Below are 23994 nucleotides of genomic sequence, written 5' to 3' on the forward strand. Positions count from 1 at the left end.
TTTTAAGTAGAGCTCTCAGCGCAGAAAATTATGATTTCTTTGCCACAAGAAATGTTGATTTTGTGGCCTGAAATTTAAAGTTTTGTTGCTGTCGAGTTCGTATTCTTATTGCTATTAAGTTTATGGCTTTGTCGCCACTAGAATCGCACGTCGTGGTGCAGGGTGACCTTCTACTGTTTTACTTGGATCGTTCGGGTCTAAGTAATCAGGTAGAGAGTTGTGCGTCATCCATTCTGTTGTGCGTTGTTCACCAATCGTTGTGACATTTTCGTCAACAATACGTACGCCTTCAAAGCCAACCTGTTCAAGCCAACGTTTTAGAGCGCGAGCTGATGGGAAAAAGTAGACATTTCTCATTTGCGCGTAGCGGTCAACAGGAACAAGAACAGCGTTTTCGTCACCTTCAATCACTAACGTTTCAAGCACCAATTCGCCACCAGATACCAATTGGTCTTTTAATTGGATCAAATGATCAAGCGGTGAACGGCGGTGGTAAAGCACACCCATGCTGAATACCGTGTCATAGGCTTCTAGCTTTGGCAGCTGCTCAATACCTAGAGGCAACAGGTGAGCGCGTTGATCATCGCCCATCAACTTACGAATCGCTTCAAACTGAACCAAAAATAGGTGAGAGGGATCGATACCCACCGTTAAGCGAGCACCTTCGCCAAGCATACGCCACATGTGGTAGCCATTACCGCAACCTACATCGAGTACAGAGCGGTTTTTAAGTGGTGAGATATGCGGAAGTACACGGTCCCATTTCCAGTCGCTGCGCCATTCTGTATCGATATGAATGTCATGAACGGTATAAGGACCTTTACGCCAAGGGTGGAACGTCTTTAATAAGCTCTCTAGCTTTTTAAGCTCACCCGTTTGAAATGGTGTGCTGCTGCCGATAGTTACAGAGTTCTTTAAATCAACTTGATCAGGCACGCCTTGCGGGATCTTGTTCAGTGCACGTAACCAACGGTCAAAGTCACCGTGCTCTGCATTTTGCCAATCCGTCAGCTGTTGAGGAAGAATATTGAGCCACGGCTGTAGGCGAGTGTCTTGGGCAATGAGTTGATAAAAGTTAGCAAAATTAAACATGAATAATATTAACCGTTGTGGAATTCATAATGTGTACAGCCTTATAGCCATAACACAGGGAAATTAAGGGCTAAAGTATGAGAGCTTCAGATTTTAGCCAATTGTGGTTCAGCGCTATTTAATCGCGAACATCGAACCGAAGTTGAAGCATTGGAACCACACTTCGCTACTTGAGAAGCCAATCTTTTCAAAACGCTGCTTATGAACTGGAATTGAATCTGGACGCATCACATTTTCGATAGCGCTGCGTTTCTGGCTGACTTCCAGCTCGCTGTATCCGTTAGCACGTTTAAAGTCGTGGTGCAGGTCGATAAGCAATTCATTTGAACTTTCGTCTTCGAATACGTATTTTTCTGACAGGATTAAGATCCCACCAGGACGCAGGCCCGCATGAATTTTCTCAAGTAATGCGTATCGGTCGTCCGGAGACAGAAATTGCAGCGTGAAGTTCAGCACCACAACAGAGGCGTCTTTAATTTCGATTTCACGAATATCCGCTTCAATCACTTCGACAGGTGTATCGCTGCGGTAAGCATTAACGTGCAATTTACAGCGCTCAACCATCGCTTCTGAATTATCAACAGCGAAAATCGTGCAACCTTCTTGTTGAATGTGTCTGCGCATTGAAAGCGTAGCCGCGCCAAGAGAGCAACCTAGGTCATATATATTTGAATGTGGCTTTACAAAGCGCTCAGCTAACATGCCGATCGCAGAGATGATATTGCTGTAGCCGGGCACCGAGCGTTGAATCATATCCGGAAATACTTCAGCAACCCTTGCATCAAAGGTGAAGTCTCCAATTTTATCAATAGGAGCGGAAAAGATATTGTCTGTGTTGCTCATGGCATTCTCTCTCGACAGTCAGCGTAATTGGCACAGATTTCGTACCAAATAAAAGGGGACGTATTTTACGTAAAAAAAACACTGCTGTCACGAAAACTGAGATTACTCCTAGTGTTTGGCTGTATATAAGGGTGAGGGATTAAAACATCGAGATTTGATGATTGCCTTTCTGTGCCGGAAACTGAGCGAGATCGGGTAATAACAATGACGTATTTTCAGACACTTGCTTTTGTAAGCGCTTATAAATAGCTATCGAAAGCTCAGGTGCGTGATTATTGTCTGGGGTGTGGATCATTAAATAGGGTTGTTTGCCCTCATTAAGCCAGTTTGGAATTTTGGCAAACCAAGGATTAAAAAACTCAATATTAGGTTCTTGGTCTGGGTGGCCAATAAATCGAATCATCGGGTTATTGGCCGTCGCAATCGCATGAACGGGAACACGCGGCTTTTTCTGATGCGCATCGATCACCGCTTCCGTGGTTGGTGGCGCTGAGAACACAGGGCGACTGTCCATAATGATGCGATTGATGCCTTCCTCAACTAGCCACTGATTGAAGCGCTTCTCTGCATCACCCTTATCAAAGAAACCCAAGTGTCGAACTTCAACGCCAAGCTGCATGTCTTTTGGAAATAACGTACAAAACTTTTGTAGGGCAGGCAGCATGCTGGGCTCAAAACTGTGTGGCAGTTGAATTGTCCATTGACCAATGCGATCGTGGAGTGGCGACATAGTCATCAAGAACTCTTTGAGCTCTGCTTGGCAGTGTCTGAGTTGTTGCTGGTGGGTAATAAATTTGGGCAACTTAAAGGTGAACCTGAAATCATCGTGACTGGCGGCTTTCCAATTATGAACTGTCGACATACTTGGCGTAGCGTAAAAGGTCGTGTTGCCCTCAACGGTATGAAAAACTTGCGTGTACTTTTCTAGGCGTTCGGCTGGCTTGGTGCCTCTGCCATAGAACTGACTTTGCCATTCAGAGTGAGACCACATGGTTAATCCAAGTCTTAAAGGTAAAGTTTCTGCTGTTATTTCACGATCATTCATCTATTACACCGTTATCCATCACGCCCTAAAATCTACTGTACGAGAGTTTTGCTGATTAAGGTACTTTCGAGATATAATTATCGCAATTTTCCTGGTTTTGGTGAATCTTTGCGCACTTGGTGGGCTAAAAAGCAGCAAAGCCAGATAAAACACAATAAATTCGAATGTGGAAGGTCGATTTTAGGCGAGTTTCCGCGTATAAATGTTCCTTTGCTCTGTTGTGTGGAATGACCACTGACAGCTTGGAAATTAGTAAATAATTAAGAGATTGGGAAATTCATTATGCGTACCCATTACTGTGGTAACCTGAACAAGTCCCTGGCGGGACAAACTGTAGAATTGTGCGGCTGGGTAAACCGTCGCCGTGATTTAGGCGGTCTTATCTTTATTGATATGCGTGATCGTGAAGGCATCGTTCAGGTTGTTGTCGATCCAGATATGAAAGATATCTTCCCGATCGCTAACCAACTGCGTAATGAATTCTGTATCAAATTTACTGGTGAAGTACGTGTTCGTCCTGACAGCCAAGTAAATAAAGACATGGCTACTGGTGAAGTAGAGCTTTACGCGACAGGCCTAGAGATCATCAACCGTTCAGAAGCGCTTCCACTAGACTTCAACCAAACTAACTCTGAAGAGCAACGTCTTAAGTACCGTTACATCGATCTTCGTCGCCCAGAAATGAGCGACCGTATCAAGCTTCGTGCACGTGCTTCTAGCTTCGTTCGTCGTTTCCTCGATGAGAACCTATTCCTAGACATCGAAACGCCAGTACTAACGAAAGCGACTCCAGAAGGTGCTCGTGACTACCTAGTACCAAGCCGTGTTCACAAAGGTAGCTTCTACGCACTTCCTCAATCTCCTCAGCTATTCAAGCAACTGCTGATGATGTCTGGTTTTGATCGTTACTACCAAATCGTTAAATGTTTCCGTGATGAAGATTTACGTGCTGACCGTCAGCCTGAATTTACTCAGATCGATATCGAAACATCGTTCATGACTTCTCAAGAAGTACGTAACGTGACTGAGAAGCTTGTTCACGATATGTGGAAAGAACTTCTAGATGTTGAACTAGGCCAATTCCCAGTAATGCCTTTCTCTGAAGCGATTCGTCGTTTCGGTTCTGATAAGCCAGATCTACGTAACCCACTAGAGCTAGTTGACGTTGCTGACTTGGTTAAAGACGTTGAGTTCAAAGTATTCTCTGGCCCAGCTAACGACGAAAAAGGTCGCGTAGCGGTTATCCGTGTTCCGGGCGGTGCTAAGCTAACTCGTAAGCAAATCGACGGTTACGCTGAACACGTAAACATCTACGGCGCGAAAGGCTTAGCTTGGATGAAGGTTAACGATCGTGCTGCAGGCATGGAAGGTATCCAATCTCCAGTTGCTAAGTTCCTAAACGAAGATGTGATCAACGGCATTCTTGAGCGTACAGAAGCTGAGTCTGGCGACATCATTCTATTCGGCGCAGACAAAGCAAACATTGTTGCAGAAGCAATGGGCGCACTTCGTATTAAACTAGGCGATGATCTAGAGCTAACTGACAAGAAAGCGTGGGCTCCTCTTTGGGTTATCGATTTCCCAATGTTCGAAGAAGATGGCGAAGGCAACCTGCACGCAATGCACCACCCATTCACATCACCACTTGGTGTGAACGCGGAAGAGCTAAAAGCGAACCCAGCAGCAGCTAATTCTGATGCATACGATATGGTAATCAACGGCTACGAAGTGGGCGGCGGTTCGGTACGTATCCACAACGCAGAAATGCAAACGGCTGTATTCGGTATCCTAGGTATCGAAGCACAAGAGCAACAAGAGAAGTTCGGCTTTCTGCTTGAAGCTCTTAAGTACGGTACGCCACCACATGCTGGTCTAGCATTCGGCCTTGACCGTTTAGCAATGCTTCTTTGTGGTACAGAGAACATCCGTGACGTTATCGCATTCCCGAAAACAACAGCAGCAGCATGTCTATTAACAGACGCGCCAAGCCTAGCAAACCCAGCATCACTGGAAGAGCTAGCAATCGCTGTTAACTTGGCTAAGAAAGAAGACTAATCAAACGATTAAGCTCAGCTTTCTAATCAAGCAGTGAGTTTTCGATAGAGCTTAAGTCTTAGATAGCACTTTAGCTTTCAACAAAACTTAGTTTTTGATAGAACTTTTTCTTTCGCAGAACAACGAAATGCCCGTTAATTTGACGGGCATTTTTTTTTGCGTCCGATATACTAAGCTCATAAAGCATGTATAAATAATCAGTATTTGAAGTTATGTCTATTATCTTAGGGATTGACCCTGGCTCTCGCATTACCGGCTATGGCGTGATTCGTCAAAATGGTCGCCATCTATATTACTTAGGTAGCGGTTGTATTCGCACGTCAGAAAAAGAATTGCCGGGTCGCTTAAAGCAGATCTATGCCGGTGTGAGCGAAATCATCACCCAGTTCCAGCCTGACGTATTCGCGATCGAACAAGTGTTCATGGCGAAGAATGCTGATTCAGCACTTAAACTTGGTCAAGCGCGTGGTAGTGCGATAGTGGCTGCGGTGAATGCAGACTTGCCTGTACATGAATATGCGGCTCGTTTGATTAAACAAGCGGTGACGGGTAACGGTGGTGCTGACAAGTCTATGGTTCAGAATATGGTGATGAGCATGCTTAAGTTACCAGCCAAGCCACAGGCTGATGCTGCTGATGCTTTAGGTGTAGCGATCACTCACGCTAACACCAATAAAACTTTGATAGCGCTTGCGGGTAAAGCAACAGGTGCAAGAAAAGGGCGTTACCGATAACCTAGGCTATGGCGTTTCTGAAGCCAGAATCATTCGGTTTCTCAAGCTAAGCAAGCTTAAATAAATCATCCCAATAAACACAAAGAACTGGATAAGCATCCAGTTCTTTTATATTCTGTCCCTCAAATTATATTCCATCAAGAGAGTGAATTGTGATCGGACGTCTACGCGGTACATTAATAGAAAAACAGCCACCAGAATTACTAATCGAAGTGAGTGGTGTTGGTTATGAAGTTCAAATGCCAATGAGCTGTTTTTATGAATTACCAAACGTTGGCGAAGAGGCAATTATCTACACTCACTTTGTTGTTCGTGAAGATGCGCAACTACTTTATGGTTTCAACACGGTTAAAGAGCGTGCGCTGTTCCGTGAAGTGATTAAAGCAAACGGTGTTGGCCCTAAGCTTGGTCTTGGTATTCTCTCTGGAATGACGGCGAGCCAATTCGTTCAGAGCGTTGAGCGTGAAGACATCTCTACGCTAGTGAAACTGCCGGGTGTGGGTAAGAAAACAGCAGAGCGTCTAGTTGTTGAAATGAAAGACCGCTTGAAAGGGTGGGGTGCAGGTGATCTATTTACTCCTGCAACGGACGCAGCGCCAATGGACTCACTGCCAACGGTTCACGATGCTGAAGAAGAAGCGGTAAGCGCACTACTTGCATTGGGTTATAAACCGACTCAAGCCTCTAAAGTTGTAGCTCAAGTGGCTAAAGATGGCATGACCAGCGAACAATTGATTCGAGAAGCATTGAAGTCGATGGTTTAATCTCCCATATACTTGTTCTATATAATAGACTCATTCACTTTGCCTTTACACAGATTCAAGAAGCGCAAAGTCAGGAAGAGCAGAGTTAGGAATAGCAAAATTTATGATTGAAGCTGATCGCCTGATTGCACCGGATAATCCGGTCTTTAAAGATGAAGATGTTATCGACCGTGCAATACGTCCAAAGGCGTTAGCCGACTATCAAGGTCAGGACCACGTTCGCAACCAGATGGAAATTTTCATTCAAGCAGCACAAATGCGAAATGAAGCTCTGGACCATTTGTTGATATTTGGCCCTCCTGGTTTAGGTAAAACCACATTGGCAAACATTGTCGCGAACGAAATGGATGTTAGCATTCGCACGACTTCAGGCCCGGTATTAGAAAAAGCGGGCGACTTGGCCGCTCTGTTGACTAATCTTGAAGAAAACGACGTGTTATTCATTGATGAGATCCACCGTTTAAGCCCTGTGGTTGAAGAGGTTCTATATCCAGCAATGGAAGACTACCAACTGGATATCATGATTGGTGAAGGCCCTGCGGCGCGTTCTATCAAGATTGATCTTCCTCCCTTCACATTGATTGGTGCTACCACGCGTGCTGGCTCACTGACGTCTCCACTGCGTGATCGTTTTGGTATTACTCAACGCCTTGAGTACTACAAAGTCGAAGATCTGCAAAATATCGTTCAGCGCAGTGCTGATTGCCTTGGACTTTCGATGGAGTCGGAAGGAGCATTAGAAGTTGCTCGCCGCGCTCGAGGTACACCGCGTATAGCAAACCGTTTATTACGCCGTGTGCGCGATTATGCGGAAGTGAAAGGCGATGGGCATATTTGCCCAGACGTGGCGGACAAGGCACTCAATATGTTGGACGTCGATGCCAAAGGTTTTGACTATATGGACAGAAAGCTTCTACTCGCGATTATGGAGAAGTTTGGTGGTGGTCCTGTGGGTATTGACAACATGGCAGCAGCCATTGGCGAAGAGAAAGACACCATTGAAGATGTGCTGGAACCATACTTGATTCAACAAGGCTACTTGCAACGAACCCCGCGAGGCCGAATTGCTACCGACAGAGCGTATTTACACTTCGGAATCGACAAACCTTCCAATCGTTAGATTATTCATTTTTAAAGATCCCAGTTGCATAAGCACTGGGATTTTTTGGTTTTTATTGAATAACAACTCTTTGAGCAAGTCGATAAAAAGGCCGAGTATCGGATCTCAAAAATGGAAACTTTGATTCCGAGTTTGATTTAGGTAACAAAAAATGAAATAACTTGTCATATCTTTTGTTAATACTTTATAGGTAGTTGTGATTTGCATGTTGTAGCGATGTCTAGCTTTTGTCACGGATATTAAGCGCTGTTATTAATGGAAGCTAAATTGGTGTGATTTTAATCATAGTTGTTCAAAAATAACTCTAATTTGCTGGACTAATATTGATACAAATCAAAGCAAGCTTCTCCTATAAACCTTTTGAAACATACTGATTTTACAAGTAATATTAGCGCTAGCTATATTAGCTCATGCTTAACAATAATCTAACTATAACGGTACGTTTTTGCTACAAATTTCAATTTGTAATAACAATTACATAAATTGTTTTAACATGGATTTTTGCGGTGATTAATCACACAAGTGTCATTCAGCCGACACAAAGGAGTTACCATGATTGATGTTGTTGATCTGTCGCGATTGCAGTTTGCATTTACAGCGATGTATCACTTCTTATTTGTTCCACTGACTTTAGGTATGGCATTTCTACTTGCCATTATGGAGTCAGTCTATGTAATGACTGGCAAGCAAATTTACAAGGACATGACTAAGTTCTGGGGTAAATTGTTTGGTATTAACTTTGCCCTTGGTGTAGCGACAGGCTTAACCATGGAGTTCCAGTTTGGTACTAACTGGTCTTACTATTCTCACTACGTTGGCGACATCTTTGGTGCTCCGCTAGCTATCGAAGCGCTTGTTGCATTCTTCCTAGAGTCTACTTTTGTTGGTCTTTTCTTCTTCGGTTGGGACAGGTTGTCAAAGCGTCAACACTTAGCAGTAACGTGGTTAGTCGCTCTTGGTTCTAACTTCTCAGCGCTTTGGATCTTGGTAGCAAACGGCTGGATGCAAAACCCAGTGGGTGCAGAATTTAACTTTGAAACGATGCGTATGGAAATGGTGAGCTTCGCTGAAGTTGTACTAAATCCAGTAGCACAGGTTAAATTCGTGCATACGGTAGCGTCTGGTTACACAACGGGTGCAATGTTCATCCTTGGTATCAGCTCATACTATATTCTTAAAGGTCGTGACGTTGCCTTTGCTCGTCGCTCTTTTGCGATTGCAGCCTCTTTCGGTATGGCGGCAATTTTGTCAGTTATCGTGCTAGGAGATGAATCTGGTTACGAGCTTGGTGAAGTTCAAAAAGTAAAACTAGCTGCTGTTGAAGCAGAGTGGCACACTGAAGAAGCACCAGCCGCGTTTACTGTTTTTGGTATTCCAAACCAAGAAACAATGAATACTGACTACGCAATTAAAATTCCTTACGTAATGGGTATCATCGCAACACGTTCTCTTGATAAAGAAGTAACGGGCCTGCGTGACCTACGTGATGATCACGTTGATCGTATCCGCACTGGTATGTACGCGTATGAGTTGTTAGAAAAGCTACGTGCAGGCGACAAATCTGAAGAAAACATGGCTGCGTTCGACGAAGTGAAAGGTGACCTAGGTTACGGTCTACTTCTTAAGCGCTACACAGACGACGTTGTTGATGCAACAGAAGACCAAATCCAAATGGCTGCGGATGATTCTATCCCAACAGTTTGGCCTCTATTCTGGTCATTCCGTCTGATGGTTGCTTGTGGCTTCATTATGCTGTTTGTATTCGGTGCTGCGTTTGTTCAAACGTGTCGTCAGAAGATTGAACAGAAACCATGGGTACTTAAAGCGGCGCTGTTCTCAATCCCATTGCCTTGGATCGCGATTGAAGCGGGTTGGTTCGTTGCTGAGTTTGGTCGACAACCATGGGCGGTTGGTGAAATCCTACCGGTTAACGTTGCCGCATCAGCACTAACTATCGGTCAGCTTTGGACTTCTCTATTCGCAATTCTTGCACTTTACACAGTGTTCTTGATTGCTGAAGTTTACCTAATGCTGAAATTCGCACGTAAAGGTCCAAGTAGCTTAAAGACAGGCCGTTACCACTTCGAACAAAACGATAGCTCTGTTGAAGACAAAGTTAGCCGTTCAGTTGAAGTATAAGTGAGGGAATATTATGTTTGATTACGAAAGCTTACGACTTATTTGGTGGGTATTGATCGGTGTTCTACTGGTTGGTTTCGCCGTGACTGATGGCTTCGATATGGGGGTTGCAGCCCTATCACCTGTTATCGGTAAGAGCGACACTGAACGTCGTATTATGCTGAATACTATTGCTCCTCACTGGGACGGCAACCAAGTATGGTTAATTACGGCTGGTGGTGCATTGTTTGCTGCATGGCCATTAGTTTACGCGACGTCTTTCTCTGGTTTCTACTTTGCTATGTACGTGACTCTAGCAGCACTTTGGCTACGTCCACTTGCTCTTGATTACCGTTCAAAGATAGAAGAACCAAAATGGCGTAAGGCTTGGGATTATGCACTTTGCTTCAGTGGTACCGTTCCGCCAATCATTTTTGGTGTGGCGTTTGGTAACCTACTACAAGGTGTACCATTCGACTTGAACGACCTAATGATGTCTAAGTACCATGGTACGTTCTTCGCTCTGCTAAACCCATTTGCATTGCTATGTGGCGTGTTGGCTCTGATGTTGTTCGTGATGCAAGGTGCTACATGGCTTCAAATGAAGACAACAGAAGAACTGCACAGCCGTGCACGTAACGTTGCTCAGATCACTGGCCTAATTGCTATTGCTCTATTCGTTATTGGTGGCTTCTGGGTTCAATCTATCGAAGGCTATGTAATTACGAGCACTATTGATACATTTGCTGATTCAAACCCACTAAACAAAGAAGTCTCACTTCAAGTTGGTGCGTGGATGACAAACTTCGAAACGTACCCTGCAATGTGGGCAGCACCGATTCTTGGTGTAGCAATGCCACTACTTGCTGTGATTGCATCTCGCCTTGAACGCGGTGGCTTCGCATTCTTGTTCTCGAGTCTATCTAATGCTGGTGTTATTTTGACTGCTGGTTTTGCAATGTTTCCATTCGTAATGCCATCAAGCCTGAACCCTAACCATAGTTTGACTATGTGGGATTCTACGGCAAGTGAGCTAACTCTTGGCCTAATGACTGCTGTTGCGGCGGTAATGGTTCCTGTGATTCTTGGCTACACAACTTGGACATACTACAAAATGTTCGGTCGTTTGGATAAGAAACACATCGAAGATAACGACGTTTCAGCTTACTAAGCTAGAAGTGAAATAACTTAGGAGAAATTTTATGTGGTATTTCGCATGGATTTTGGGTGTACTTCTAGCATGTGCATTCGGCATCATCAATGCTCTTTGGCTTGAGCATTCAGAAATGATGGACAAAGACAGTGAGTAATCTCGCAGAGCAAGTCGCTAAACTGCATCAACCAATGGATAAGACTCTGTTAAGAGCCTTATCCCTGATATTGGGCTTCATGCATGTTGGTTTAGTGATGTGGGATCCTGAAGCGTATGCGACAAGCATCGGTGGCTTTAACGCGATCATTGGGCCAATGTTTATTTGGGCAGTTTGCTCAAGCATGGTTTACGGTATCGGCTTTAAGCCAAGAGCTTGGATGTGGCAGTTGCTGTTTAGCCCATACGTTTCACTCACAATTTTGCTCTACCTAACGGCGTTACGCCTTATCTAAATAAGGCTGCGGATTGGGTTTGTTACAAAGTAAACCTAGGTCGTTGTTGGGTTTTTAGTCAAAAAGAGGTCATCTTATACAGATGGCCTTTTTTTTCGTCTCTTAACTCAAAAAATTCACAGCCATATACTATTAATGATAATGAGTTAGGTTATAGTGATATCTTTATCGTTTTTGGGTTGTGGTATTAATTTGCAGGGATTATCTAAGCCGTTTACGTGGCCAGTAACCGTATATTACGAAGATACCGATGCGGGTGGGGTCGTGTACCATTCTAACTATCTCAAGTTTTTTGAACGTGCTCGAACTGAGATGCTGCGCTCGATTGGCGTTTCTCAACAAGTATTGTTAGAACAAAATATCGGTTTCGTAGTCCGACATATGGACATTGATTTTATTCGAGGCGCACGTCTTGATGACTCTTTACAAGTCATTACAAATATTTACGAATTGAAGCGAGCTAGCTTGGTCTTCTGTCAAGAGATCGTAAATCCTGATGGCAAAGCATTGTGTAAAGCAATGGTTAAGGTAGCATGTATCGACAATCAAAAAATGAAACCCAAGGCAATGCCAACATTTATTCTTACGGAGCTAACGAATAGTGACTGCTGAAATCTCAATCTTAGGCCTAATTTTAGAAGCCAGTTTACTGGTTAAAATGGTCATGCTAGTTCTTATGGGCATGTCTGTTGTTTCTTGGGCAATGATCATAAAAAGAAGTAAAGTGTTATCTCAAGCTTCTAAACAAACTGAAGTGTTTGAAGATAAGTTCTGGTCTGGTGTTGATCTTGCTAAATTGTATCAAGAGAGCAATAAACGCAAAGATGAGCTTTCTGGTACAGAAGAGATTTTCTACGCAGGCTTTACTGAGTTCGCTCGCCTACGTAAATCAAATGCGACATCTCCAGACTTCATTATGGAAGGTACTGGTCGTGCAATGCGGGTTGCGGTTGCGCGTGAAGTTGATGAGCTAGAAACCAACTTACCTTTCTTAGCGACCGTCGGTTCTATTAGCCCATACATCGGCCTATTTGGTACGGTTTGGGGCATCATGCACTCATTTATCGCACTCGGTGAAGTAAAACAAGCTACGTTAGCGATGGTTGCACCTGGTATTGCGGAAGCACTTATCGCAACAGCAATGGGCTTGTTCGCTGCAATCCCAGCAGTAATGGCGTATAACCGTTTCAGCAGCCGTGTAGGTAAGCTCGAGCACAATTACGCGACTTTTTCTGAAGAGTTCCACAGTATTCTTCACCGTCAAGCGATGGCTGGCAGGGAATAATAGATGGCTGGATACCAACCTAAAAAACGCAAGATGACAGCAGAGATTAACGTTGTACCTTACATCGACGTTATGCTTGTATTGCTGATCATTTTTATGGTGACGTCACCGTTTGTTACCCAAGGTGTTGATGTTGAATTGCCTCAGGCTTCAACAGCTAAGTCAGCACAAGACCTATTGGGTGATGACAACGCGAGCTTTATTATCGTCGAAGTGAACAAAGACGGTGAATTTGGTTTGAGCGTGAATAACGAAGAAGTACAGCGTGGCTTGTCACTGGAGGAGATTATCGTCCGAGTGAAAGCTGAATTGTCTCTGAAGCCAAGCTCTCCAGTAGCGGTTGGCGGTGATGCCGCAACACCTTACGCTGAAGTGGTTTTGTTACTTGATGAATTAAGCCGTGCAGGTGTGCCAAAGGTTGGCCTTTTAACGGATATAAGGGAATAGCTCCGTAGCATTCATGAAAGCGAATAATAAAAAATCCAATAATTTCAGAACACCGCTTCTTATTTCTCTTGGGCTGCACGTCATTTTATTCGTTGCGCTCATTTGGGGAGCGGATTTCACGATGTCAGAACCTAAGCCGACAGGGCAGATGGTTCAAGCTGTGGTGATTGACCCTCAGTTGGTTCGCCAGCAAGCTCAACAGATTCGTCAACAACGAGAAGCCGCGAGCAAGAAAGAGCAAGAACGTCTAGACAAGCTCAGACGTGAAAGTGAACGACTGGAAAAGAATCGTAAAGCTGAAGAAGAAAACATTCGCAAGCTGAAAGAGCAGCAAGCGAAAGAAGCAAAAGCGACTCGTGAAGCTGAAAAACGTCGAGTTGAGAAAGAGAAACAACGTCAAGCTGAAGAAGCGCGTTTACAGCAAGAGCAAAAGAAAGCCGCTAAAGCAGAAGCAGATCGTAAGTTGAAAGAAGCTGCGTTAGTGAAAGCAGAAAACGAGCGTAAGGCCAAAGAAGCGGCAATCGCAAAAGCGGAACAAGAACGCGTGGCAAAAGAAAAAGCCGCGCAAGAAGCAGCAGACAAAGCTCGTAAAGAGAAAGAAGCTGCTGAACGCGCCGAAAAGCAACGCATAGCGAAAGAAAAAGAAGCGGCAGCCGCAGCAGAAAAAGCCCGTAAGGCAAAAGAAGCTGCAGCAAAAGCAGAAAAAGAGCGTAAACAGCAGGAAGCAGCATTGAACGATATCTTTGCTGGGCTTGAAACTGAGTCGACTCAAAACTCTTCGGCGAAACAACAATTTATAAGTGATGAAGCACAACGCTATGGTGCGATTTATACTCAACTTATTCAGCAAAACTTACTGTTAGAAGACAGTTATAGAGGGCGCTCTTGTCGAGTGAACCTTAAGCTTATTCCAACAGGTTCGAATGCGATTTTGGGAAGCTTGAGCATTCTGGATGGTGATAGCCGATTGTGTGCAGCAACCAAGCGTGCCGTGGCTCAAGTGCAATCTTATCCGTTGCCTAAAGACCCAGACATTGTGAAATCACTGAAAGACATTAACTTAACTGTATCACCAGAGTAAAAGGACGAACTTGTGTTAAAAAAACTATTACTGAGTTTTGTTTTCATAATAGCGACAAGCAGCCAGTTTGCACATGCAGCGCTGGAGCTGGTTATTACAGACGGTATAAACTCTGCAAGACCTATCGCTATTGTACCTTTCCGCTGGGAAGGCGAAGAGCCATTACCACACGATGTATCAGCGGTTATCGCTTCTGACTTACAACGCAGTGGTAAATTCAGCCCTGTTGCAACAAGCAAAATGCCTCAAACACCCTACAGTGAAGCTGAGGTGGATTTTGATGCTTGGACGAATCTAGGTGTTGATTCATTGCTTACCGGTAGCATCACTAAGAATGCCGAAGGGCAGTATGTGGTTAATTACCAATTGATCGACATTGTTCGTGGTCAGTTAACCAAAGGGCAAAGCCGCGCGTTGAGTGATGAAGGCCAACTCGTACTTTCTAAAGACCACGTTCTATTTAACAAGAAAGCGACGGTTCCAGGTAAACGCTTGAGAGAGTATGCGCACCGTATAGCTGACTTAGTTTATGAAGAGCTGACTGGTGAAAAAGGGGCGTTTTTAACCCGTATTTCTTATGTGGTCGTAAACGATAAAGACCAATACCCATACCAACTTCGTGTGGCTGACTATGACGGTTTCAACGAGCGCTTAGTGCTTCGTTCTAAGCAGCCTCTGATGTCACCAGCATGGTCACCAGACGGTAAGAAGCTTGCTTATGTGAGTTTCCAAAATGGCCAAGCTGAAATATTCATTATGAATATTTATACCGGTGAACGTGAGAAGGTGACGTCATACCCTCGTCACAATGGTGCGCCAAGATTCTCACCGGATGGTAAAACATTGGCATTGGTATTATCGAAGACAGGCAGCCTTCAGGTATACACACTTGACCTTGCTAGTCGTAAGCTGACTCAGATTACTCGTGGTCGTTCAAATAATACTGAACCGTTCTGGCACCCAGATGGCAAGTCTCTTATTTTTACCTCGGATCGTGGTGGTAAACCTCAGATTTATAATGTAAATTTGTCAAATAACTCGACGTCTCGTATTACTTGGCAAGGTAGCCAAAACCTAGGTGGTCAAATCACCCCTGATGGACGATTCATGATCATGGTCAATCGTAGTAATTCAGGTTTCAACTTGGCGAAACAGGATTTGGAAACGGGTGCGGTTCAGGTACTAACAAAAACTCTGTTAGATGAATCCCCAAGTATTGCACCGAATGGAGGTATGGTTATCTATAGCTCTATTTACAATAAAACAAATGTACTATCGATGGTTTCTATCGATGGCCGTTTTAAAGCTAGATTACCGGCAACCAACGGACGCGTAAGAGCGCCGGCATGGTCACCGTTCCTCTAGGTAAAGTGATACATTCTATTAGCTATTGATAGTGTTAACTATTGTGGCATTTAACTATCTATAGCACTTAGTCGGCTGTAGAAACTAAGTTTGATAACGTAAGGAAAAAAAGATGCAACTTAACAAAGTTCTTAAAGGCTTGATGATTGCACTACCAGTGATGGCAGTAACGGCATGTAGCTCAACTGATGAAGCAACATCTGCAACATCTGGTACTGAAAGCAACCAAACAACTTCAGGTACAGAAGGCAACGTAGATACAACTGTTGTAACGCCAATTGACGCTAACGGTCAACTGTCTGAGCAAGAGCTTAAAGAGCAAGCGCTACGTGAAACTCAAACAATCTACTTCGCATTCGATAACTCTACTATCGCTGGCGACTATGAAGAAATGCTAGCAGCTCACGCAGCTTACCTAGTTAAGAACGTTGACATGAACGTTACTATCGAAGGTCACGCTGATGAGCGCGGTACTCCTGAGTACAACATCGCACTTGGCGAGCGCCGTGCACAAGCTGTAGCGAAATACCTACAAGCTCTAGGTGTTCAAGCTGACCAAATCTCTATCGTAAGCTACGGTGAAGAGAAGCCACTTCTTCTTGGTCAATCTGAAGATGTGTACGCTAAAAACCGTCGCGCAGTACTAGTTTACTAATTTTAGTAGATTATATAATTGAGGAATTGCCTCATGTTCAGTAACACAAAGCGAGTCATTTTGCTTTCGTTACTGGCAAGTGCAGCGAACATTGCGTTCGCTGCACCAGCCCCAGTATCCGATCTCAATAGCACCGCAACTAATTCAACATCTTCCTCTCGATCAGCATCTAACGAATCAGATATTGAGCGTTTAGAGCGCCTGCTTCAAAATCGAAACCTCGTTCAGCTTCAAATGCAACAGCAAATCGACGACATGGCACTGGAGATCAGTGAACTTCGTGGTGAGCTGGAACGAAACAGTTACGATATGAAACAAATGCTAGAGCGCCAACGTGAACTGTTCATTGAACTGGATCGTGTAAGAGGCGAGGTGAAAGCAGCCGGAACAGCAACGGTAGCAGTAGCAGCGAGCGAAGGCTCTAAAGATGCCTCTGGTACGTTCAGTACCGATGTTGATGAGCAAACCGCTTATCAAAATGCTGTAGACATGATTCTAAAGCAACGAGACTACACGGGTGCTATCGCAGCATTCCAAAAGTTTCAAAAAGACTTCCCAGATTCTACTTTCACGCCTAATTCTCATTACTGGTTAGGTCAGCTTTATTTTGCTAAGAAGCAAGATAAAGAAGCCGTGAAAAGTTTTGCCGCTGTTGTATCTTACAAAGACTCAAATAAGCGAGCAGATGCTCTGGTTAAGCTTGGTGATATAGCAACGCGTAACAACAATGCGACGCAAGCTAAAAAATATTACCAACAAGTCGTGACCGAGTATCCAAACAGTGCCTCGGCAAAAGTGGCTAAGACTCACTTATAAATCAAAAATAGAGGTGCTTAGGTACCTCTTTTTTATATCCGCAGTATTTCGATAAATACTGGCTTACTGCTGTTAGGTAACCAGTTACTCCCTTCGTAATAGTTACATAAAGACTTGTTTATGCTTTTTGAGTATTAGCGAGTAGCCGTTTGCAACCAATCCTTTTTGATCCCAATCGCTGTCCTGTGTAGAATACTCGGATTCTCGGAAGAAGTTGCGTAGAGCAAGAGCAATGAGTCATATACTAGATAAAATTGATACAGTTTACCCGTTTCCGCCTAAGCCAGTTCCTTTGAGTGATGCTCAGAAACAGGCACACATCGCGAATATCAAAACACTACTTCAAGAAAAAGATGCAGTTCTAATTGCACACTACTACACAGACCCTGAAATTCAGGCTCTGGCTGAAGATACTGGTGGTTTTGTTGGCGATTCATTGGAAATGGCCAAGTTTGGTAACCGTCATTCAGCAAGTACGCTGATCATCGCTGGTGTTCGTTTCATGGGTGAGTCTGCAAAGATTCTGACTCCCGAGAAGCGCATATTAATGCCAACGCTGGAAGCGGAATGTTCACTTGACCTTGGCTGTCCTGCTGATAAATTTACAGAATTTTGTGATGCTCATCCTGACCATACCGTGGTTGTATACGCGAACACCTCTGCGGCTGTTAAAGCTCGTGCAGACTGGGTGGTTACGTCGAGTATCGCTTTAGAAATCGTTGAAAGCCTAGACGCCGAAGGCAAACCCATTATTTGGGGCCCAGACCGTCACCTAGGTTCTTATATCGCAAATCAAACTGGCGCCGACATGCTGCTTTGGCAAGGTGAGTGTATCGTTCATGATGAGTTCTCAGCTGATGCTTTGAAGAAAATGAAATCGGTATACCCAGAAGCGGCTATTTTGGTTCACCCAGAATCACCAGCAAGTGTGGTTGAACTGGCGGATGCTGTAGGTTCAACAAGCCAGCTTATTAAGAAGGCGAAAGAGCTTCCTCACCCACAGATGATCGTGGCGACAGACAAAGGCATCTTCTTCAAGATGCAGCAATTGGTTCCTGAAAAAGAACTGATTGAAGCGCCAACAGCGGGTGCTGGTGCAACTTGTCGCAGCTGTGCACACTGTCCTTGGATGGCGATGAATGGCCTTGAAGCGATTGAAAATGCGCTTGAGAACGGTGGTGAGCAACACGAGATCTTCGTTTCTGACGAACTGCGTGTGAAGTCTCTTATCCCACTGAACCGCATGCTAGATTTTGCTGAGCAGTTAAATGTGCAGGTAAAAGGTAACGCGTAAGCCGTTCTTTTATCTAACCAACGAAAAACCAGCCAATAGTGCTGGTTTTTTTGTGTCTAAAGATAGCTCGCTAGTATCAATCTTGTGGTCATGTATCTTTTTCTGATGATACATCTTGTTGATATCAGGTATTTTTTCTAGCATGTAAGTAAGATCGAAGGATTTGAGGCTCGAATGATAATCTGGTTACAACTCAAACGTTGGGTCAAAGCAAATATCTTTGTTTTGAATGGAAAAAACTTACTGTTCACCTTCTTAGGCTACGTATTTCTGTCGTGGTCGAGTTTGTATTTAGCGGGTGAAACAGCGCTAACCAGCTCGTTTACCACGTTCGCTTACTACCTAGTCGTGACTGCGTCTACGGTTGGCTACGGTGATTTATCGCCCACAACAGAAGCAGGGCAATGGATCGTTATATTGTTTGTGATTCCGGGTGGACTGAGTCTTTTCGCGGCCTTGCTAGGTAAGGTAGCGACAGAAGGTGTTGAATATTGGCGAGCGGGCTTGCTAGGAAAAAGGAGAGTTAGAGTGGACAACCACATTTTGATGCTTGGGTGGAATGAACAAAGAACGATTCATCTAATTCGTATGTTACAGCATGAAGAAACGGGTAAGCGACCAATAGTGTTGTGTACTCGTTCGGATATTGAAAATCCGTTACCTGGAGAAATCAACTTTGTTAAAGTGAACAGCTACACTGATGGCAAAGAGATGGAGAAAACCGGTATCGAGTCAGCCAGTTGTATCTTGATTGATAACCCAGAAGACGACATTACATTATCCGCGGCACTTTACTGCGCGAATCGAAACCCTAAAGCGCATCTACTCGTTTACTTTAAAGATGAAGCATTGAGTGATCTGCTACATAAACATTGTCCTAATTCTGAGTGTATACCAGCAGTCGGTGCTGAAATGTTGGCAAAGGCTGCGGTTGATCCAGGATCAAGTGCGTTGCATCAAGAGCTATTGAGTTCTACAAGGGGGATGACACAGTATTCAACCTATTACCCTAAAGATGCCGAGCCTGTCACCGTTGCGCCAATCTTCTCGGCGTTTAAAAAGAAGTATCAAGCAACGTTGATTGCAATAGATTCCGGTAGCGGAATTGAACTCAACCCAGAATTGGATCAAGTGGTTAGTAGTGGGACCAAGTTGTTTTATATCGCCGATGAGCGAATTGATGATTTTGATTGGAAAGGCTTTTAGAACGCGTATTTGATTTCTTTTCAAACAAAAAAAGGCCTCATCGAGAGGCCTTCTTTATATCTAGCTAATCATTATTATTGAGCTTCAGCTAATGCGATGCCGCGTTGCGTTAGCCCACAAAGCATCACAGGAACAGCATTAAAGATCTCTTCGAATTGTTCAAGACCTTCAATACCTTGCTCTGCAAGTGTTGCAATTGAGGTTTCAGGATCGTACAGCATACTTAGTGAAAGCAGTACACCGCCAACTAACGCGTTGTCTTCACTGTCTTCAGGCATCAGAGTCTCCCAGTCGTCACGTGCAATCTGCCAGCCTTGAAGTAAGCCTTCACAAAAATCACGAGCTGCTGTGTTTACCACTTCCTCGTCATCTAATTGACAAGCTTCAGGCCAAACCCAAGTGCCTTCGATTAACTCTGGGCGAGTTTTGTTCCAAAGCGCGATGATAACTTCAATGTAGCTTTCAAGCTGTTCACCATCAGTAAAAGGAGCGACTTCTTCACCACCCCAAAGGAATGGTAGCCACTCGTGCGGGGTTAACACATTAGGCGACGCTGCCATTGCAGTGACAAATCCCATAGTTTTGTGTTCTGTGATTAGCTTTCCTTCCAACTCTGGAAGCGCAAGAATATCTTGTAAAGTCAAAGTGAGGTACCGTAAAAGGGAACATATTTGCACTTATAGTACCAATGAACTTACACCAATCAAGCTTCAATCTAAAAAGGCTTGATGTCATTGATGATAAACACTAGGTTTAACAGAAAAGAAAACAATAAAAAATTATGCAGATACGGTCGTCTTTAAAGAAAAAAAGCATGGTAGCGCTTAGCTTATACCTTGCAATGTTTATCGCTATTGTCGGTAGTGTGACGTATTACGTCGTAGAATCCCCTGTGCGAGCCAAATTACAAGAGAACCTAGATCTCCGTACAGAGCTTCTTTCTGCATTGATTACAGAACCTCTCAATAGCTCTGAAGGCTTTGTTGACAGTTTAGTTGGTCTTGCTCAGGCACAACGAAGCGGTGCTGAGGTCCTTCCTTTGTTTAAGTCGATGTTGGCGGCAAGTGACAACACGATCGTCAGTGCAGGTATTTGGCCAGAACCTTATATGTTCAATCCTCAAATGCAACTGAATAGTTATTTTTTCAATAAAGCAGACGATGGCAAGATTGACCAGCTGTTCTCTTATAACAATCCTAAGACTGCACCTTATCATCAAGAGTATTGGTATACCTCCGTCATTAACAGAAGCCAGGGAACCATTTTGTGGAGCGATGTTTATATCGATCCATACACCCATGTTCGAATGATCACCGCTTCATCCCCTTATTATTATGATGGCATCTTTGCTGGCGTGGCAACGGTGGATCTCTCTCTCGAAGAGTTATTGGGTTTTATTAAGAACCATGCGGAAGAGTATGATCTTGGTATTACGCTTAGGGACAAACTTAACCAAGTCTTGGTGTCTCATAATTTCAATCTTGTTGAAGGGATCTACATCAGTAGTAATCAATTTGGTGAATTCGGTTGGCAAGTTGATGTGGTTAACTCTAAGTCACGCGTTGCAGACGAAGTGTTTCGTCAAGTCATGAGTATCGAAGGCGGCATTGTACCTCTATTACTACTGTGTGTGATGGCGGGTTATTACTTGTTAAACCGCTATTTGATTAGCCCAATTACCGCCATTGCAGCAAAGGTCGATGGTTCTAAAGCCGGTGAAATCATTGATGTTGAGTACTCAAGCCAAGATGAAATCGGTCATTTGATCAAAACCTTTAATGAAAAGACCATTTACCTCGAAGCGGAAAAGGTTAAAGCTCAAGCATCAACTAATGCGAAAACTGCTTTTCTGGCAACGTTGTCACATGAAATCCGTACCCCGATGAACGGGGTATTGGGTACCGCACAAATCCTACTTAAAACCCCTTTAAATACAGAGCAAGAAAAGCACCTTAAGAGTTTGTATGAGTCTGGCGATCATATGATGACACTGCTGAATGAGATCCTAGATTTTTCAAAGATCGAGCAGGGTAGGTTGGATCTTGATGAAACGCGTTTTCCTTTAGATTCAATCATTGGCAGTATCAACAGCGTCTACTACACATTGTCTTCTGAAAAAGGGCTCCAATTTAAGGTTTATTCTGAGGTGCCTTCTGGGCGTTGGTACTTCTCGGATAAGGCTCGGCTGCGCCAGATCTTGTTCAACCTATTAAACAATGCTGTGAAGTTTACCTCCAGAGGTTTTGTCGAGGTGTATTTTAAAGAAGTTGTTGAAGGAAATGACACCTACCTCAGTATTCGAGTTCGTGACACCGGGATTGGCATTTCCAAAGAAGCGCAAAAGCGTATCTTTAAACCTTTTGAACAAGCAGAATCTTCGACTACAAGACGTTTTGGTGGTACCGGCCTAGGCTTAGCGATCGTGAAGAAAATTGCTCAGCTGATGGATGGTAGTATTACGGTTACTAGTGAAGAAGGAATAGGTACGAGCTTCGACGTTCGGTTGAAAATCCAACCTTGTCAACCGGGTGAGATAGAGAGCTTGCCACACAAAAAGTTAGATTATTCTGGCTTAAAAGTGCTGATTGTTGAGGATAACCGAACTAATACCGTCATTATTGAAACGTTCATGAGCAGTAAAGGCTTCATGTGCAAAAGTGTCGAAAATGGTGAGCTTGCGATACAAGCTGTGGTCGCAGAGCATTTTGATTTGGTGTTGATGGATAACCATATGCCAGTGATGGATGGCGTTGAATCAACAACAGCTATTCGCGCTTTAATCGGTGATGTTTCATCAGTTTTAATATTTGGTTGTACTGCCGATGTCTTTAAAGAGACTCGCGAACGAATGCTCGGCGCTGGTGTGGATTACATTGTCGCCAAGCCCATTGATGAACGTGAATTAGACGACGCTTTATTCCGTTATTCGCATAAGCTTTACCAATTCCATGAAGATGAAGCTTATGAGGAAGGACGTATTGATGAAGTTCACCAAGAAACAGTTAGCAATGAAAAAATGAGCAAGGACGTGGTGCGTCATAATCATAATGTGAACTCCCAGAGAACGCATCTTCATGGACAGAAGAGCCAAAGTCGTTCTCTACCTAAACCCGATCTACGAAACAAAGATAATACTGAAGAGCTGTTAGTGACGTTGTATGTAGCACTTGAAGACAATAACCTAGAGTTGATTCAATTTGCATTGGAGAGCTTACGTCTACACATTAAGCCTATGAATAATCCCGAATTGTCATCTCAAGTCGATAAAGCTCTAGAGCAGGTTTCTATGGGAGCTCCTCCTACTCAAGACACTATTAATATCATTACTGTAAATTTACCTATGGCTTGAGTGTTATTTAATTACAGAAAGTAAACAACGAATTGCCCGTTATTTGACCTGTGTATGATTTTCTGGTGGAAGTGACTGCTTTTTAAATGGTTTTTGGTTGTTAATTTACAACTTGATTTTTAATTTGGAATGTATGACTGCTTAAGTTGTGTTTTAATAGTGACATTATCTGGCAAGGTTAAAAAACACCTTGTTTATATGTTACTAAATCACTATCCAAGTAGTGATATATTTTAGGTTTGTTGTCAATGAAATCTCGTGGTCCATTTTGTATTCGTAACGCCGCTGCGGATACATTTGCTATGGTAATTTTCTGTTTTATCTCTGGCATGATCGTAGAAGTGTTTATCTCAGGTATGACGTTCGAGCAATCTCTTGCTTCACGAACGTTGTCTATTCCGGTAAATATTGCTATTGCTTGGCCTTATGGTGTCTTTCGTGACTGGTTCTTGCGCAATGGTGCAAAGCTTTCACAAAGCTCTTTGATGAAGAATTTGTCCGACCTAATGGCTTACGTGTTATTCCAGTCTCCTGTTTATGCAGGTATCTTGTTGGCAGTTGGTGCTTCAAGCGAGCAGATCGTGACCGCAGTCACCAGTAATGCGGTTATCTCATGTGGTATGGGTGTACTTTACGGTTACTTCCTAGATATGTGCCGCAAATGGTTTCGAGTTCCGGGCTACTCCCAACAAGCGTAGGCACAAAGGCACAATGAAATTTGGTTTGTTTTTGATCTAATGAGTTAATTTGTAATCGAACAAACTGAAAAAGGTACTTTTTTTGATAATGCCCCTTGACCAAAGCAAGCAGAATCAATAAAGTAGCGCCTCGTTGAGCAACAAGCTCGACACAAAATTTGTGGAAGGATGGCTGAGTGGCTTAAGGCGCTCGCCTGGAAAGCGAGTATACGTTTATAGCGTATCTGGGGTTCAAATCCCCATCCTTCCACCACTATTCGAAACCCCAGCAGAAATGCTGGGGTTTTCTCGTTCTAGAAACCCTACAATTCTACGCCTTCTGCACACACTCTCGTATAAGTTGTTGTAATGCTTTCCTGGTCATCATTTACTCTATTTATGCCGATTTAAATAGAATCATATTAGGCGCCTTTTTAACCGAT

22 protein-coding genes, 1 tRNA gene and 2 pseudogenes are annotated in these 23994 nt (G+C 43.7%); 21 read left to right on the top strand and 4 right to left on the bottom strand.

The genetic code is table 11. The features are described from left to right. Positions 1–120: 120 nt before the first annotated feature. From cmoB to IQO02_RS11275, 3 genes are all read right to left on the bottom strand, one after another. Positions 121–1092 carry a tRNA 5-methoxyuridine(34)/uridine 5-oxyacetic acid(34) synthase CmoB gene (cmoB, locus tag IQO02_RS11265; protein WP_010437830.1) on the bottom strand — a complete coding sequence of 324 codons (972 nt, stop codon included), beginning with the start codon at positions 1090–1092 and terminating at the stop codon, positions 121–123. Positions 1093–1206: 114 nt separating this feature from the next. Next, positions 1207–1935 (bottom strand): carboxy-S-adenosyl-L-methionine synthase CmoA, encoded by a 729-nt coding sequence (gene cmoA / locus IQO02_RS11270; RefSeq protein WP_010437832.1) that lies wholly within the window; start codon positions 1933–1935, stop codon positions 1207–1209. Positions 1936–2074: 139 nt separating this feature from the next. Continuing rightward, complete coding sequence (locus IQO02_RS11275; RefSeq protein ID WP_193838543.1) at positions 2075–2980, bottom strand: DUF72 domain-containing protein; 906 nt, start codon at positions 2978–2980, stop codon at positions 2075–2077. Between the two features lie 282 nt (positions 2981–3262). On the opposite strand from IQO02_RS11275, the gene aspS reads away from it, so the two are divergent. From aspS to IQO02_RS11360, 17 genes are all read left to right on the top strand, one after another. Continuing rightward, positions 3263–5035 carry an aspartate--tRNA ligase gene (gene aspS, locus IQO02_RS11280; RefSeq protein WP_016788832.1) on the top strand — a complete coding sequence of 591 codons (1773 nt, stop codon included), beginning with the start codon at positions 3263–3265 and terminating at the stop codon, positions 5033–5035. Positions 5036–5247: 212 nt separating this feature from the next. Next, positions 5248–5769, top strand: a complete 522-nt coding sequence (ruvC, locus tag IQO02_RS11285; RefSeq protein ID WP_008219936.1) for a crossover junction endodeoxyribonuclease RuvC — start codon at positions 5248–5250, stop codon at positions 5767–5769. 152 nt (positions 5770–5921) lie between these two features. Further along, a complete protein-coding gene (gene ruvA, locus IQO02_RS11290) occupies positions 5922–6533 on the top strand; it encodes a Holliday junction branch migration protein RuvA (protein WP_010437841.1) in 612 nt (203 codons plus the stop codon). A gap of 103 nt (positions 6534–6636) precedes the next feature. Continuing rightward, a complete protein-coding gene (gene ruvB, locus IQO02_RS11295) occupies positions 6637–7653 on the top strand; it encodes a Holliday junction branch migration DNA helicase RuvB (RefSeq protein WP_010437843.1) in 1017 nt (338 codons plus the stop codon). A 552-nt stretch (positions 7654–8205) separates the two neighbouring features. Beyond that, entirely contained in the window at positions 8206–9792 is a 1587-nt protein-coding gene (cydA, locus tag IQO02_RS11300; RefSeq protein ID WP_010437845.1) for a cytochrome ubiquinol oxidase subunit I, read from the top strand. A 13-nt stretch (positions 9793–9805) separates the two neighbouring features. Beyond that, complete coding sequence (gene cydB, locus IQO02_RS11305; RefSeq protein WP_010437847.1) at positions 9806–10942, top strand: cytochrome d ubiquinol oxidase subunit II; 1137 nt, start codon at positions 9806–9808, stop codon at positions 10940–10942. Between the two features lie 31 nt (positions 10943–10973). After that, positions 10974–11081 carry a cytochrome bd-I oxidase subunit CydX gene (gene cydX / locus IQO02_RS11310; RefSeq protein ID WP_000270284.1) on the top strand — a complete coding sequence of 36 codons (108 nt, stop codon included), beginning with the start codon at positions 10974–10976 and terminating at the stop codon, positions 11079–11081. Next, positions 11074–11376 carry a cyd operon protein YbgE gene (gene ybgE, locus IQO02_RS11315; RefSeq protein ID WP_010437891.1) on the top strand — a complete coding sequence of 101 codons (303 nt, stop codon included), beginning with the start codon at positions 11074–11076 and terminating at the stop codon, positions 11374–11376. Before cydX ends, ybgE begins: the two co-directional genes overlap by 8 nt. A 174-nt stretch (positions 11377–11550) precedes the next feature. Next, positions 11551–11988, top strand: a complete 438-nt coding sequence (ybgC, locus tag IQO02_RS11320; protein WP_016788831.1) for a tol-pal system-associated acyl-CoA thioesterase — start codon at positions 11551–11553, stop codon at positions 11986–11988. Next, positions 11978–12661, top strand: a complete 684-nt coding sequence (tolQ, locus tag IQO02_RS11325; RefSeq protein WP_010437896.1) for a protein TolQ — start codon at positions 11978–11980, stop codon at positions 12659–12661. Before ybgC ends, tolQ begins: the two co-directional genes overlap by 11 nt. A 3-nt stretch (positions 12662–12664) precedes the next feature. After that, positions 12665–13108 carry an ExbD/TolR family protein gene (locus IQO02_RS11330; RefSeq protein ID WP_010437899.1) on the top strand — a complete coding sequence of 148 codons (444 nt, stop codon included), beginning with the start codon at positions 12665–12667 and terminating at the stop codon, positions 13106–13108. 13 nt (positions 13109–13121) lie between these two features. Next, positions 13122–14189: a cell envelope integrity protein TolA gene (gene tolA / locus IQO02_RS11335; RefSeq protein WP_016768401.1), complete on the top strand. Its 1068-nt coding sequence runs from the start codon at positions 13122–13124 to the stop codon at positions 14187–14189. Between the two features lie 12 nt (positions 14190–14201). Further along, complete coding sequence (gene tolB / locus IQO02_RS11340) at positions 14202–15554, top strand: Tol-Pal system beta propeller repeat protein TolB (protein ID WP_010437914.1); 1353 nt, start codon at positions 14202–14204, stop codon at positions 15552–15554. A gap of 112 nt (positions 15555–15666) precedes the next feature. After that, a complete protein-coding gene (pal, locus tag IQO02_RS11345; RefSeq protein WP_010437916.1) occupies positions 15667–16209 on the top strand; it encodes a peptidoglycan-associated lipoprotein Pal in 543 nt (180 codons plus the stop codon). A gap of 33 nt (positions 16210–16242) precedes the next feature. After that, positions 16243–17025, top strand: coding sequence for a tol-pal system protein YbgF (ybgF, locus tag IQO02_RS11350; protein WP_010437918.1), 783 nt, complete (start codon positions 16243–16245; stop codon positions 17023–17025). Positions 17026–17257: 232 nt separating this feature from the next. Beyond that, positions 17258–18319: a quinolinate synthase NadA gene (nadA, locus tag IQO02_RS11355; RefSeq protein ID WP_010437921.1), complete on the top strand. Its 1062-nt coding sequence runs from the start codon at positions 17258–17260 to the stop codon at positions 18317–18319. A 174-nt stretch (positions 18320–18493) separates the two neighbouring features. Then, a complete protein-coding gene (locus IQO02_RS11360; RefSeq protein WP_010437923.1) occupies positions 18494–19525 on the top strand; it encodes a potassium channel protein in 1032 nt (343 codons plus the stop codon). Between the two features lie 74 nt (positions 19526–19599). Here the strand turns inward: IQO02_RS11360 and IQO02_RS11365 are convergent, their stop codons facing one another. After that, on the bottom strand, positions 19600–20169 hold the full coding sequence (locus IQO02_RS11365) for a UPF0149 family protein (protein WP_010437925.1): 570 nt from the start codon (positions 20167–20169) through the stop codon (positions 19600–19602). A 170-nt stretch (positions 20170–20339) separates the two neighbouring features. Here IQO02_RS11365 and IQO02_RS11370 point away from each other — a divergent pair. From IQO02_RS11370 to IQO02_RS11380, 4 genes and pseudogenes are all read left to right on the top strand, one after another. After that, positions 20340–22479, top strand: a pseudogene (locus tag IQO02_RS11370) (ATP-binding protein); the annotation flags it as partial. A gap of 128 nt (positions 22480–22607) precedes the next feature. After that, positions 22608–22874, top strand: a pseudogene (locus tag IQO02_RS22585) (histidine kinase); the annotation flags it as partial. Positions 22875–23122: 248 nt separating this feature from the next. Beyond that, complete coding sequence (locus tag IQO02_RS11375) at positions 23123–23572, top strand: L-alanine exporter AlaE (protein WP_010437929.1); 450 nt, start codon at positions 23123–23125, stop codon at positions 23570–23572. A gap of 162 nt (positions 23573–23734) precedes the next feature. Then, positions 23735–23825 (top strand) — tRNA-Ser (locus tag IQO02_RS11380). Positions 23826–23994: the final 169 nt, after the last annotated feature.

Origin of the sequence: Vibrio sp. OPT24, from assembly GCF_015163545.1 — a bacterium.
GTDB classification, from domain to species: Bacteria; Pseudomonadota; Gammaproteobacteria; order Enterobacterales; family Vibrionaceae; genus Vibrio; species Vibrio cyclitrophicus.

Coding starts and splice junctions, on each gene's coding strand:
- cmoB (WP_010437830.1), bottom strand. CDS start 1,092: ATGTTTAATTTTGCTAACTTTTATCAACTCATTGCCCAAGACACTCGC.
- cmoA (WP_010437832.1), bottom strand. CDS start 1,935: ATGAGCAACACAGACAATATCTTTTCCGCTCCTATTGATAAAATTGGA.
- IQO02_RS11275 (WP_193838543.1), bottom strand. CDS start 2,980: ATGAATGATCGTGAAATAACAGCAGAAACTTTACCTTTAAGACTTGGA.
- aspS (WP_016788832.1), top strand. CDS start 3,263: ATGCGTACCCATTACTGTGGTAACCTGAACAAGTCCCTGGCGGGACAA.
- ruvC (WP_008219936.1), top strand. CDS start 5,248: ATGTCTATTATCTTAGGGATTGACCCTGGCTCTCGCATTACCGGCTAT.
- ruvB (WP_010437843.1), top strand. CDS start 6,637: ATGATTGAAGCTGATCGCCTGATTGCACCGGATAATCCGGTCTTTAAA.
- cydA (WP_010437845.1), top strand. CDS start 8,206: ATGATTGATGTTGTTGATCTGTCGCGATTGCAGTTTGCATTTACAGCG.
- cydB (WP_010437847.1), top strand. CDS start 9,806: ATGTTTGATTACGAAAGCTTACGACTTATTTGGTGGGTATTGATCGGT.
- cydX (WP_000270284.1), top strand. CDS start 10,974: ATGTGGTATTTCGCATGGATTTTGGGTGTACTTCTAGCATGTGCATTC.
- IQO02_RS11330 (WP_010437899.1), top strand. CDS start 12,665: ATGGCTGGATACCAACCTAAAAAACGCAAGATGACAGCAGAGATTAAC.
- tolA (WP_016768401.1), top strand. CDS start 13,122: ATGAAAGCGAATAATAAAAAATCCAATAATTTCAGAACACCGCTTCTT.
- pal (WP_010437916.1), top strand. CDS start 15,667: ATGCAACTTAACAAAGTTCTTAAAGGCTTGATGATTGCACTACCAGTG.
- ybgF (WP_010437918.1), top strand. CDS start 16,243: ATGTTCAGTAACACAAAGCGAGTCATTTTGCTTTCGTTACTGGCAAGT.
- nadA (WP_010437921.1), top strand. CDS start 17,258: ATGAGTCATATACTAGATAAAATTGATACAGTTTACCCGTTTCCGCCT.
- IQO02_RS11360 (WP_010437923.1), top strand. CDS start 18,494: ATGATAATCTGGTTACAACTCAAACGTTGGGTCAAAGCAAATATCTTT.
- IQO02_RS11375 (WP_010437929.1), top strand. CDS start 23,123: ATGAAATCTCGTGGTCCATTTTGTATTCGTAACGCCGCTGCGGATACA.